Consider the following 11,760-nt stretch of genomic DNA (forward strand, 5'->3'; position numbering starts at 1 on the left):
GGAAGTCGTGGGTCATCGTGGTTCTGGGAACGACTGGGGGGACGTCCCTGCGGGTACGCGCGCGTTTGCGGACCGCTTCACCCTACTGCGGCCGACGATCACGGTGCGCCCGCACCGCCCCCGACCGGGGCGTCCCCCGTGGTCGGCTCCTCGCGCGGCGCCAGGGAGGCGAGATCGCCGGTGTCGCCGAGACGCACGAGAAAGGGACGCAGCCGGGTGTAACGGATCGCGGTGATGGAACAAGGTTCCACAGAGATCCGCTGGAAGAGGTCGAGATGAAGTCCGAGTGCGTCCGCGACGAGCGACTTGATGATGTCGCCGTGCGAGCACATGAGATAGACGGCGTCGGCGCCGTGGTCGCGCTCCACGCGCGCGTTCCACTCGCGCACCGCCTCGGCGGCGCGCGTCTGCATGCTCCGCAGGGACTCGCCGCCGGGGAAGGCGGCCGCGGAGGGGTGCGACTGCACGACCTCCATCAGCGGCTCGTCCATGAGCTCGGCGAGCTTGCGCCCCGACCAGTCACCGTAGTGGCACTCCCCGATCCGCTCGTCGGTGTGGGCGCGCAGCCCGGGGCGGGCGTCGAGGAGGGGTCGCAGGGTCTCCTGGCAGCGCTGAAGCGGGCTCGCCACCACCTCACTGATCGGCAGTCCCTCGAGCCTGCCGGGCAGCGCGGCGGCCTGTGCCGTGCCGCGCTCGTCGAGGGCGACGCCGGGCGTCCAGCCGGCGAGCACTGCGGAGGTGTTGGCGGTGGACCGGCCGTGCCGGACGAGGATCAACGTGGGCATGCGGCCCAGGGTAGGCGCACGCGCGTGTGCGCCGGTGGGCGCTCGAAGGGAGACAACGACCGGTGATCGTGGACTGCGCCATCTACCGCGAGGGACGTCGCACGGAGGGTCCGGAGGACTTCTCCGACGCCGTGGACGCGGCACGGGCCGGGGGCGGCTTCGTCTGGGTCGGGCTGCACGAGCCCACCGAGAAGGAGTTCGACCTCGTCACGCGGGAGTTCGGGCTGCACCCGCTCGCCGTCGAGGACGCCCTCAAGGCCCACCAGCGGCCCAAGCTGGAGGTGTACGACGACTCGCTGTTCCTGGTGTTCAAGCCCGTCGTCTACGAGCCCGAGAGCGACACGGTCTCCTCCGGCGAGGTGATGGTCTTCCTCGGCGACTCCTTCGTGGTGACCGTCCGGCACGGCGAGGGCGCGCCGCTGGCCGCCGTGCGGCACCGGCTCGAGCACGAGCGCAAGCTGCTCGCCAAGGGGCCCACGGCGGTGGTGTACGCGATCGCCGACGCGACCGTGGACCACTACCTGGACGTGGCGACGGAGTTGCAGACCGACCTGGAGGAACTGGAGGCGGAGGTGTTCTCGCCGGACGGCGGCGGTTCGCGCAACACCGCGTCGCGGATCTACACCTTCAAGCGGCAGATCCTGGAGTTCCGCCGGGCCACGGGCCCGCTGGGGCCGCCGCTGGCCCGGCTGGCGGGCGGCGCGTCCGGCCCCGGGGTGCCCTTCGTGAACGACAAGGCGCGGCCCTTCTTCCGGGACGTGAGCGACCACCTCACGCGCGTGAACGAGTCCGTGGAGGGGCTGGACCGGCTGGTGACGGACATCCTCTCGGCGCATCTGGCGCAGATGAGCGTCCGGCAGAACGACGACATGCGGAAGATCTCGGCGTGGGCCGCCATGGCCGCCGTCCCCACGATGATCGCGGGGATCTACGGCATGAACTTCGAGCACATGCCGGAGCTGCACTGGGTGTGGTCGTATCCGGCGGTGATCGTGGTGATGGGCGTGCTGGAACTGCTGCTGTTCCGCCTGTTCAAGCGCCGCGGCTGGCTGTAGGACCGGTCCCCGGGGCTGCCGCGCGCCCGGGCGCCGGGCGGGGCGGGGCGACCGGTGCGGGCCCACGGCGAGGGCGGCCGCCGCGGCAACCGCGGCGGTTCGGCCCGCGGCGGGGACGGCCGGTCCGGGCCGCCCGCGGGCCCGCTCGGCCGGCGGGGCGGCTCAGGCGTACTCGGGGGCCGTGGTCGCGGGGCCCCCGAGCGGGTCGCGGCGTGCGGGCGTCGCCAGGGAGACCATCCGCCGCCAGCCGGCGAACCGCTCCCACGCGTACACGGCGTGGATGCCCGCCGCGAGGAGGACCGCGCGCGCCCTGGACCAGCCCAGGATGCGGCCCATGTGGGCCATGACGGCCAGGCTCACGTCGCGGTAGACGCGGATCTCGGCGAGCGCGCACGCGCGCAGGGTCCGCTGGATGGCGGCGCCGTGCCCCGCGCGGGCGAGGCGCAGCAGCTCCTCGTGGCAGTAGGCCAGGTGGTTGTCCTCGTCGTCGGCGATCATCCTGACCGCGCGGCCGATGTCGGGGTGGTCGGCGAAGTGCCTGCGCAGCAGGGCCATCTGTTCGGCGGCGCGCTGTTCCGTGACCCGGCTGTGGGACAGGTACGTGACGAGGTCCGCCACGGTCAGGGGCCGTTCGCCCCGGAGGCGGTCGTGGGACAGGCCGATGCCGCCGCGCTCCAGGAGCATCGTGTAGTCGGTGTCGGGCGGAACCGGCACCGGCTCGAGGCCGCGCCTGCGCATCAGCGCGCGGAAGATCCGCCCGTGTTTGTCCTCGTCGGCGCCGTGCCGGGCGATCCTGGGGGCGAGTCGTCGTTCATCCGGCGGGACGAGCGCGGCGATCCGGGCGTTCTCCCAGCCTCCCTGCGACTCGCCGCCGGCCGCGATGGAGCAGAAGAGGGCGAAGGACGCGTCGTCGTCGATGATCTCCTGGAACAGACTCTTGGCCGAAAGCATCGTGGGGCCCCTCTCCGCACTGCGCAGGATTCCGCAACATGTCGCCGGGTTCCGCAAGGTTCCGCAAGGAACGAGTCAAGTGCGGGCCGTCGGGCGCTGCAACAGCAGTGTCGGCGGACTCGGCCGAAAGAGGGATGCGGGCCGTCGTCCGGAGGGCGTAACCGCGCGTCGCGCGGCGCGTTGTTCTCCGTGACGGCCGTGGCGGGGAAGACCCCCGAGCCCCCACCACGGCCGCTGAAATCCTTCCGCGCGACGCGCTCGCGCGTCGCTCCGCGCGGGCTTCCTCCGCGTGATGCTCCGCGCGGGCTTCCTGCGTCGGGTTACGCCAGGCCGGCCAGCTCCGCGGCCTGCACGCCCGCCCGCAGCGAGGCGAGCCGCTCCTCCAGGGCGAAGCCCGCCGGGGCCAGGGTGAGGGTGGTGACGCCGGCGGCCGCGTAGGCCTTCATCCGGTCGGCGATGCGCTCCACCGAGCCGAGCAGCGTGGTGCGGTCGATCAGCTCGTGGGGCACCGCGGCCGCCGCTCCCTGCTTGTCGCCGGACAGGTACTTGTCCTGGATCTCGGCGGCCGCCGCCTCGTACCCCATCCGCTGCGCGAGCTGGTTGTAGAAGTTCTGCTTGCGGCTGCCCATGCCGCCGACGTAGAGCGCGGTGTAGGGGCGGAAGGTGTCGGCGAGCCGCTCGACGTCCTTGTCCTCGCCGAGCGCCAGCGGCAGCGTCGGGCAGACGTCGAAGCCGTCCAGGGTCTTGCCCGCCTTCTCGCGTCCGGCCCGCAGGTGCCTGATCGCGGTGTCCTCCAGGTGGTCGGCGGAGGGGAAGATGAGCAGCGCGCCGTCGGCGATCTCGCCGGTCTGCTCCAGGTTCTTCGGGCCGATCGCCGCGATGTACAGCGGGATGTGCTCGCGCTCCGGGTGCACGGTCAGCTTGATCGGCTTGCCCGGGCCGTCCGGCAGCGGCAGCGTCCAGTGCTCGCCCTCGTACGACAGCCGCTCGCGCGTCATCGCCTTGCGGACGATCTCGACGTACTCGCGGGTGCGGGCGAGCGGCTTGTCGAACTTGACGCCGTACCAGCCCTCGGAGACCTGCGGCCCGGAGACGCCGAGGCCGAGGCGGAAGCGGCCGCCGGAGAGCGAGTCGAGCGTGGCGGCGGTCATGGCGGTCATGGCGGGCTGCCGCGCGGGGATCTGGAAGATGGCCGAGCCGACGTCGATGCGCTCGGTCTGGGCGGCGACCCAGGTCAGCACGGTGGCCGCGTCCGAACCGTAGGCCTCGGCGGCCCAGCAGACGGCGTACCCGAGGCGGTCGGCCTCCTGGGCGACGGCGAGGTTGTCGCCGTCCATTCCGGCACCCCAGTAGCCGAGGTTGATCCCGAGCTGCATGGCCGATCCCCTTACTCATCAGTAACGACGCTGTTGCGCAGACCTTAGCGCGGGGGGCGTGGGCCCGGGAGTGCGGTGTGGCGAGGGTCGCGCGGACCGGCGCCGGCGTCGCTGCCTGCGCGGAACCCGTTTCCCCGTCCCCGGATCCGGTTGTCCACAGGCAACCCACTGCCCAGTTCTGGCCAGTAATCTCGGCGTCCATGGAGCAGAGGCATCTCGGCCGCACCGGCCTGCGCGTGTCCCGCATCGGGCTCGGCACCCTCACCTGGGGACGCGACACCGACGAGCACGACGCCGCGGACGTCATGAAGACGTTCTGGGAGGCGGGCGGGACCCTCGTCGACACGGCCGACGTGTACGGCGACGGGGACGCCGAGTACCTGCTCGGGCGGCTCATGGAAGGGCTGGTGCCGCGCCGGGACCTGGTCATCTCGACGAAGGCGGGGAGCGTGCCCGACCCCGACCGGCGCTACGACGGCTCGCGGGGTCATCTGCTCGCCGCGCTCGACGCCTCCCTCTCCCGGCTGGGCACGGACCATGTCGACATCTGGCAGGTGCACGCCTTCGACCCGGACACGCCGCTGGAGGAGACTCTTCAGGCTCTCGACATCGCCGTCTCCAGCGGGCGCGCCCGGTACGCGGGCGTCTCCAACTTCTGCGGCTGGCAGCTGGCCAAGGCGGCCGCCTGGCAGCTCGCCGCGCCGGGCGCCCGGACGCGACTGGCGGCGACGCAGATGGAGTACTCGCTGCTGCAACGGGGCATCGAGCGCGAGGTGCTGCCGGCCGCGCTCGACCTGGGCGTCGGCCTGCTGCCCTCCTCCCCGCTCGGCCGGGGCGTCCTCACGGGCAAGTACCGGGGCGACGCGCTGCCGCCCGACTCGCGCGGCGCCTCGGACCACTTCGCACGGTTCGTCGAGCCCTACCTCGACGACACCGCGAGCCGCATCGTCGACGCCGTGGCGACCGCGGCGGACGGACTGGCGGTGACTCCCCTCCAGGTCGCCCTGGCCTGGGTCCGCGACCGGCCCGGCGTGGCCGCCCCCATCGTCGGCGCGCGCAACGCGCAGCAGCTCACGGCGGCTTTGTCAGTGGAGGCGCTTAGTCTTCCTGACGAGATCTGCCGGGCCCTCGACGACGTGTCGGCGCCCGTGCACCGCTATCCCGATCACGACTGGAGCACGCTGTGAGCACGGAGCCGGAATCCCCGCAGAGCACGGAGAACGCCACGACGGCGGGGCCGGACGCCGCCGAGGAGCCCGGGACGCCGGCCACCCCTGCTCCGGCACAGCCCGGCCCGGCCGCCGCCGAGGACACGCACCCCGGGGCGGACGCCGCCGGGGACCCGACCGAGGCCCGACCGGACCGCCCCGACGTTCCCTCCGGCGACCGTCCGGACGACCGGCCCGACCGCGCGGCCGCGGGAGTGCCCGCGGACGACGCCGAAGCCGCGGGCACCGACACGGAAGCCTCCGCCTCCTCCGTCGCCGACGACGGGAGCGGGAGCGACAGCAGCGACGGCGAGGCTGCCGCGGCCGCGGCCGCCGGGGCCGACGCGGCGGAGGCCGCCGCGCAGCTCTCCGAGGCACAGGCCGAACTCGCCGCGCAGAAGCTGGAGCGGGAGCGGATCGAGCGGCGCAAGGCCGAGAAGGCGGCGCCCATCGCCGCCGGGGCCAAGCTCAGCGGGAAGGCCGCCGACCTGCTGGCGGCGGTGCGTGCGGTGGAGGGCGGGGCCACGCCCCCGGCCACGGTCTTCGGCGCGGAAGCCGCCCCGCGCCGCCCCGCGCCCGAGCCGGTCCGGCGGCCGCGGCCCGCGACCGCCGAGGCCCTTCCCCCGGCCCCCGCGGCCGACGCCGTCGAGGGGGTGCGGCGCGTGCTGGCCGCCGGCGGCGCGCCCGAGGCCCTCGCGTCGCAGGCCGCCGTCGTGCTGGGCGAGGCCGCCGAGGACGTCCTGCGGGAGGATCCGTGGCAGTTGCTGCGCGTCCCCGGGGTGCGCCCCGAGCAGGCCGACGGGTTCGCGCGGGCGTTGCTCGGCCCCGAGTGCGCCCCCGGTGACGAGCGGCGCGGCCGCGCCGTGACGGTCTGGCTGCTGGAGCAGGCCGCGCTGGCCGGGCACACCGCGCTGGAGCTGCCCACGCTCACCGCCGCTCTCGCCCGGCAGGGGGTGCCGGACGCGGACGCGGCCGTGCAGAACGCCCTGGCCGAGGGAGAGGCGCTGGCCTTCCAGGACGCCCTGGACTCGCCCGCGGCGGACCGGTCGGCGGCGGACACCGCGCCGGGCCGGGCGGGCGCACCGGGGACGCACGATGCGCCAGGCGCTCAGGACGGGCAGGGTGAACGGGGCGAACGGGGCGAGCAGGGCGAGGACGGCCGCGAGGGCGAGGAGAGCGGACCGGTCCGCGTCCTGGTCGGCCTGGAGCGGTACGCGCTCGCCGAGGAGAGCCTGGCCGACGCCCTGGCGCGCGTGGTCAACTCCCTGGCCAAGGAGGCGTCCGGGGCGTGGGAGCCGGCGGCCGCCGCCGCGTCCGGCAGCGGCGCGGAGCTGATCCGCGCCGTGGCCGGACACGGCCTGGTGCTGCACACCGGGGGCGAGGCCGCCCGTGCCGAACCCGCCGCGCTGCTCACGGCGGTCCGCGGGCTCGGGCTGCGGGCCGTCGCCGCCTGTCACACCCCCGACGGCCGGCGCCGGTTCGCGGCCCTCCTGGGCGAGGCGGCGGCGGACGGCGCGGTGGTGACCGTCCCCGGTCTCCTCTCCGGCGCCGAGGGTCCCGGCCGGGACGGCGAGGGGGCCTTCGCGCTCGACCTGCTGATCCTGCTCGACGCGCCGCAGCTGGACGTGGAGAGCGCCGCGATGCTGGTCGAGTCCCTGCCGGACGGGGCCCGGCTGGTGCTCAGCGGCGACCCGGCGGTGCTGTGGTCGGCGGGGCCCGGCCGGGTCTTCGCCGACCTCGTCGCGGCGCGGGCCTGCCCGCAGGTCGCCTCGCGCGTCCCCGACCCCGGTCCGCTGGGCGAACTCGTCTCGGGCGTCGGGATCGGCGAGCTGAACCAGGTGGACGCGCCGGGCAAGGAGATCGTGATCGTGCCGGTGCGCGACGCGGGCGAGGCCGTGCACCGCACCGTGCAGCTCCTCGCCGACTCGGTGCCGCGCGCTTTCGGGATCACGTCCGACGAAGCGGTGGTGATCACCCCGGGGCACGGGGGCGCGGCCGGCACCCGGGCGCTCAACGCCGCGCTCAAAGAACGGCTCAATCCCGGCCCCGGCCGCTTCGGCGGATTCGACCCCGGCGACCGGATCGCCCACTCCCCCGCGCCGGGCCGCACGGTGACGGGCCGGGTGGTGACGGCCGACGCCGAGGGGCTGCACCTGACCTGCGCGGACGTCTCCGTGGTCGTCCCGAGGGAGCGGGTGGAGCAGACCGTGCGGCACGGGTGGGCGCTCACCGCGCACCAGGCGGTGGGCAGCCGGTGGGCGGCGGCGGTCGTCGTGCTGCCCGGTGACGCGGCGCAGGCCCTGTCCCGCCCCTGGGTGTACACGGCCTTCGGCCGGGCGGAGCGCCATCTGTCCGTGGTGCACGGTGTGGAGCAGGCCCTGCCCCGAGCGGTCGCCGAGGCGCAGGCGAAACCGCGGACGACCCGCCTGCCGGCGCTGCTGCGCACCCAGCTCCCGACGGCGCGCTAGCACGGACGGCGGCGGTCGCGAGGGGAGGAACCCCCTCGCGACCGCCGCCGTCCGACGCGGGTCGTCCCGACGCGCGCCTTCGCGGGCGCGTCGGCTAGCGGTCCGCGTCCAGCGTCTCCAGTTCCTCGTCCTCGACGTCGTCCGCCAGGTCGTCGTCGGTGTCGTCGTCGAGCTCGTCGAAGACCGCGCTCACGTCGAACCGGCAGACCACACGCCCGGGGTCGGCGTCGTCGAACGGCGCCTCGAGCCACTCCCCCGGCTCGGCCGCCTCGTCCGCGGCCAGCACCCACAGCGTGGAGTCGCCCTCCTCCAGGCCGAACTCCTTGTGCCGGGAGGCGATCTCGTCCGCTTCGAACTCGCCGAACAGGATGCCCAGCGCACCGTGCACCGTGCTCGCGACCTCGCCCTCCACGGCGTCCTCGTCCGCCGCCTCCACCCGCTGGGCCTGCGCCAGCAGCCGCTGCGGCGCGGCGACGGCGTAGTCGCGGCGGATGAGCACGCTCAGCGCGTTCGGCTCCTCGGGCCCCGCGTAGGGCGGCAGGGAGTCCTCCGCGCCCGGAATCTCGAAGGGCGTGACCTCGTCGTATCGGTCGTACAGCAGTTCGTCGTACACCTCGGCGGCCGCGGCCAGTTCGTTGAACGCCTCGTTGACAGCCGGGTCGTCCTCTCCCGTCCTGCGTTCGACCGCGGCCAGGTGGCGGTCGAGCGCGGTCTTGACCGCCTCGGCGGCGGCGCGTACCTCGGCAGCGGTGGGCTGCGCAGCATCAGACATAGTGCAGACGCTATCCGTACCGGGCCCCAGCCCGCACAATAGATGCGATGCCGGAATACGAATTCGTCGACGTCTACGTGCCGCGCGGGGTCTCCCGCAAGGAGGCGACGCGACTGCTGACCGACCATGCCGAGTACGGACACTGGGAGTTGGACCGCCTGAGCCTGCTGCGTGACGGCAGCCGCAGGGTGCGGTTGCGCCGGCGGATCATCCGCCAGGTGCGTGCCACATGGTGAGGTGACGGACGCAGAACGGAGCGGGCCCCGCCGACGCGGGGCCCGCTCCGTCGTGGGCGCCCCCGCGGCCTACGCGGAGGGACGCGCCTTGCGGTAGAGCACCGCTCCCGCGAGCAGCGCGCCGGCGCCGACCGGCAGGACGAGACCCATCGGCATCTCGCTGCCCGTGTGCGCGAGCTGCGCGGCGTGGGCGGCGGGCCGGTGGACGGAGGAGGCGCCGACCGGCGTCACGTGCCCGGGGGTGGACGGCACGCCGCCGGGGTGCGACGGGCTGGACTCGCCCGGCTTGCCGTGGTCGTGGCCACCGGGCTTGCCGGGGGTCTCGTGGCCCCGGGACGGCGGCGTGTGCATGCCGCTGTCGTTGGCGCAGTCGTTGCCGAAGCTCGGGTTGAGGATCCCGACGACGTCGACGCTGTTGCCGCACACGTTCACCGGCACGTCGATCGGCGCCTGGACGTGGTTGCCGGAGCCGACGCCCGGCGACCCGCCGGTGTGGCCGCCCGCGTGCGCGCCGCCGGAGCCGCTCTGCGCGCCGGAGCCGCCGTGGCCGCCGTGCCCACCCGCGTGGCCGCCGCCGTGACCTCCGTTGTGGCCGCCGTGGTGACCTCCGGCGTGGTTCCCGCCATGGCTGCCGGTGTGGCCGCCGCCCCGGTGCTCGCCGTATCCGCGCGAGGGGGCGCCGCCGCCCTTGTTGGCGCAGGAGTTGCCGAAGGTGGGGTTGAGCGCCCCGACGACGTCGACGGTGTTGCCGCACACGTTGACGGGAACGTTGACCGGCGCCTGCACCGAGTTGCCGGACAGGACGCCGGGCGAGTCGGTGGCGTAGCCGTTCGCGCCGGCGTCGGCGTGGGCGTAGCCGCCGGCGGCGGCGATCACCCCCGTTGCCGCCGCCACGGTCATGAGGCTTTTGCGGGTGACCTGTCGCATTGCTGAATCCCTGCTTTCCATTTCGTCCGCGTCCCGAATCGCTCGCATCATTGCAGCTGTTCGATTTGTTCGGGATTTTCGAAGTCTTCGGCCTTTCCTTCGGGAAAAGACCGGTCGGCCCCGGAGCGCATGGGGTGCGCTCCGGGGCCGACGGTGTGGACGACCCCTCAGCGGGTCGACGTCAGTCGTTGACGCAGGTGTTGCCGAAGGCGGGGTTCAGCAGCCCGATCACCGAGATCGTGTTGCCGCAGACGTTCACCGGGACATGCACGGGAACCTGGATGACGTTGCCGGACACCACACCCGGGGAGCCCACCGCGGCACCCTGGGCACCGGCGTCGGCGACGGCGAGGCCCGCACCCGCGAGAACCAGCCCACCAGTGGCAGCCGCAGCAGCGACGACCTTCTTGATCATTATTCCTCCTTGTTGGCAAAGCGACCCCAAGCAGCGGATCGCATGTCACCAGTAACGAGGCGGAATTAATGAGGCTACGAGTTTATCGGCGCATTCACCCTTCCCAGTCGCGTCCGTACACGCGGCCGATTTTTCCGGCCCGGTCGAAGTCCGGCAAAGGTCGTTTCACCCGGACATCTCAGGAGGCGTCGATGAAGCGGTCCAGCACGCGCACGCCGAACTTCAGCCCGTCCACCGGCACGCGCTCGTCGACGCCGTGGAACATCCCGGCGAAGTCGAGCTCCGGCGGCAGCTTGAGCGGGGCGAAGCCGAACCCGCGGATGCCGAGGTCGTCGAAGGACTTGGCGTCGGTACCGCCCGAGAGCATGTACGGCACGGCCTTCGCCGTCGGGTCCTCGGCGAGCAGCGAGGACTGCATCGCCTCGACCAGCGCCCCGTCGAAGGACGTCTCCAGCGCCTTGTCGGAGTGCACGTCCTCGCGGCGCACGTTCGGGCCGAGGATCCGGTCGAGGTCGGCCAGGAACTCGTCCTCGTGCCCGGGGAGGAACCGCCCGTCGACATGCGCGGTGGCCTCGCCCGGGATGACGTTCACCTTGTAGCCGGCGCCCAGCTGGGTCGGGTTGGCGGTGTTGCTCAGGGTCGCGCCGATCAGCTTGGCGATGCCGCCGAGGCGGGCCAGCGTCGACTGCATGTCCTCGGGGTCCAGCGGGGTGCCCAGCGCGTCGCCGAGCTCGTCGAGGAAGGCCCGGGTCGTCTTGGTGACGCGCACGGGGAACGTGTGCCGGCCGAGCCGCGCGACGGCCTCGGACAGCTCGGTGATGGCGTTGTCCCGGTGGATCATCGAGCCGTGCCCGGCGGTGCCGGCCACGGTCAGCTTCATCCAGTGCATGCCCTTCTCGGCCGTCTGGATCAGGTAGAGCCGGCGCTCCTCGCTCACCGTGAACGAGAACCCGCCCACCTCGCTGATCGCCTCGGTGACGCCGTCGAACAGGTGGCGGTGGTGGTCGACGAGGTGGCGTGCTCCGTACGTGCCGCCGGCCTCCTCGTCGGCGAGGAAGGCCAGCACGATGTCACGCGGGGGCCGGCGCCCGGAGCGCAGCCGGTCGCGGACGACGGCCAGCGTCATCGCGTCCATGTCCTTCATGTCGACCGCGCCCCGGCCCCACACGCAGCCGTCGGCGACCTCGCCCGAGAAGGGGTGGTGGGTCCAGTCGGCCGCGTTGGCCGGGACGACGTCGAGGTGACCGTGGATGAGCAGGGCGGGCCTCGACGGGTCCTCGCCCGCGATACGGGCCACCGTGGAGGCGCGGCCGGGGTGGGACTCGAAGATCTCCGGCTCCAGGCCCACCTCGGCGAGCTTCTCGGCGACCCACTCGGCCGCCTTGCGTTCACCCGGGCCCGAGTGGTCGCCGTAGTTGCTGGTGTCGAACCGGATCAGCTCGCGGCAGAGGTCCACGACCTCGTCCTCGCCGGTGACGCCCCTGGCCGTGTCGTCCGTCGCGCTCACGCTGGTTCCTCCCGCTGTCACTGCTGGTGGGTCCCCCTCATCCTCCCCCTCCCCGGGGCC

11 protein-coding genes are annotated in these 11,760 nt (G+C 73.7%); 4 read left to right on the forward strand and 7 right to left on the reverse strand.

All coding sequences use genetic code 11. The features are described from left to right. Positions 1-98 precede the first annotated feature (98 nt). Complete coding sequence (locus tag KMS84_RS26085; RefSeq protein WP_256918894.1) at positions 99-785, reverse strand: histidine phosphatase family protein; 687 nt, start codon at positions 783-785, stop codon at positions 99-101. Between the two features lie 62 nt (positions 786-847). Between KMS84_RS26085 and corA the strand changes: the two genes are divergently transcribed. Next, positions 848-1,840 (forward strand): magnesium/cobalt transporter CorA, encoded by a 993-nt coding sequence (gene corA / locus KMS84_RS26090; protein WP_256918895.1) that lies wholly within the window; start codon positions 848-850, stop codon positions 1,838-1,840. Positions 1,841-2,002: 162 nt separating this feature from the next. Here the strand turns inward: corA and KMS84_RS26095 are convergent, their stop codons facing one another. Further along, entirely contained in the window at positions 2,003-2,791 is a 789-nt protein-coding gene (locus KMS84_RS26095; protein ID WP_256918896.1) for a ferritin-like domain-containing protein, read from the reverse strand. 320 nt (positions 2,792-3,111) lie between these two features. Continuing rightward, positions 3,112-4,167, reverse strand: a complete 1,056-nt coding sequence (locus KMS84_RS26100; protein WP_256918897.1) for an LLM class F420-dependent oxidoreductase — start codon at positions 4,165-4,167, stop codon at positions 3,112-3,114. Positions 4,168-4,367: 200 nt separating this feature from the next. Between KMS84_RS26100 and KMS84_RS26105 the strand changes: the two genes are divergently transcribed. Then, the gene (locus tag KMS84_RS26105; RefSeq protein WP_256918898.1) at positions 4,368-5,354 is read left to right on the forward strand and encodes an aldo/keto reductase; all 987 of its coding nucleotides are present in this window, start codon (positions 4,368-4,370) and stop codon (positions 5,352-5,354) included. Beyond that, a complete protein-coding gene (locus tag KMS84_RS26110; protein WP_256918899.1) occupies positions 5,351-7,843 on the forward strand; it encodes a helix-hairpin-helix domain-containing protein in 2,493 nt (830 codons plus the stop codon). Before KMS84_RS26105 ends, KMS84_RS26110 begins: the two co-directional genes overlap by 4 nt. 94 nt (positions 7,844-7,937) lie before the next feature. Here the strand turns inward: KMS84_RS26110 and KMS84_RS26115 are convergent, their stop codons facing one another. After that, complete coding sequence (locus KMS84_RS26115) at positions 7,938-8,615, reverse strand: hypothetical protein (RefSeq protein WP_256918900.1); 678 nt, start codon at positions 8,613-8,615, stop codon at positions 7,938-7,940. 47 nt (positions 8,616-8,662) lie between these two features. On the opposite strand from KMS84_RS26115, the gene KMS84_RS26120 reads away from it, so the two are divergent. Next, the gene (locus KMS84_RS26120; RefSeq protein WP_014671721.1) at positions 8,663-8,851 is read left to right on the forward strand and encodes a DUF5703 family protein; all 189 of its coding nucleotides are present in this window, start codon (positions 8,663-8,665) and stop codon (positions 8,849-8,851) included. Positions 8,852-8,920: 69 nt separating this feature from the next. Here KMS84_RS26120 and KMS84_RS26125 read toward each other — a convergent pair whose 3' ends face one another. From KMS84_RS26125 to KMS84_RS26135, 3 genes are all read right to left on the reverse strand, one after another. Then, complete coding sequence (locus KMS84_RS26125) at positions 8,921-9,778, reverse strand: chaplin (RefSeq protein WP_256918901.1); 858 nt, start codon at positions 9,776-9,778, stop codon at positions 8,921-8,923. Positions 9,779-9,959: 181 nt separating this feature from the next. Beyond that, positions 9,960-10,193 carry a chaplin ChpH gene (chpH, locus tag KMS84_RS26130; RefSeq protein WP_069773519.1) on the reverse strand — a complete coding sequence of 78 codons (234 nt, stop codon included), beginning with the start codon at positions 10,191-10,193 and terminating at the stop codon, positions 9,960-9,962. A gap of 178 nt (positions 10,194-10,371) precedes the next feature. After that, complete coding sequence (locus tag KMS84_RS26135; RefSeq protein ID WP_256918902.1) at positions 10,372-11,700, reverse strand: M20/M25/M40 family metallo-hydrolase; 1,329 nt, start codon at positions 11,698-11,700, stop codon at positions 10,372-10,374. Positions 11,701-11,760 lie beyond the last annotated feature (60 nt).

The sequence above is a fragment of the Streptomyces hilarionis genome (assembly GCF_024539675.1).
In the GTDB taxonomy this organism is placed as follows: Bacteria; Actinomycetota; Actinomycetes; order Streptomycetales; family Streptomycetaceae; genus Streptomyces; species Streptomyces hilarionis.

What these genes read in the sequence shown, in the direction of transcription:
- KMS84_RS26085 (WP_256918894.1), bottom strand. Translation starts at nt 785, where the DNA reads ATGCCCACGTTGATCCTCGTCCGGCACGGCCGGTCCACCGCCAACACC.
- KMS84_RS26095 (WP_256918896.1), bottom strand. Translation starts at nt 2,791, where the DNA reads ATGCTTTCGGCCAAGAGTCTGTTCCAGGAGATCATCGACGACGACGCG.
- KMS84_RS26100 (WP_256918897.1), bottom strand. Translation starts at nt 4,167, where the DNA reads ATGCAGCTCGGGATCAACCTCGGCTACTGGGGTGCCGGAATGGACGGC.
- KMS84_RS26105 (WP_256918898.1), top strand. Translation starts at nt 4,368, where the DNA reads ATGGAGCAGAGGCATCTCGGCCGCACCGGCCTGCGCGTGTCCCGCATC.
- KMS84_RS26115 (WP_256918900.1), bottom strand. Translation starts at nt 8,615, where the DNA reads ATGTCTGATGCTGCGCAGCCCACCGCTGCCGAGGTACGCGCCGCCGCC.
- KMS84_RS26120 (WP_014671721.1), top strand. Translation starts at nt 8,663, where the DNA reads ATGCCGGAATACGAATTCGTCGACGTCTACGTGCCGCGCGGGGTCTCC.
- KMS84_RS26125 (WP_256918901.1), bottom strand. Translation starts at nt 9,778, where the DNA reads ATGCGACAGGTCACCCGCAAAAGCCTCATGACCGTGGCGGCGGCAACG.
- chpH (WP_069773519.1), bottom strand. Translation starts at nt 10,193, where the DNA reads ATGATCAAGAAGGTCGTCGCTGCTGCGGCTGCCACTGGTGGGCTGGTT.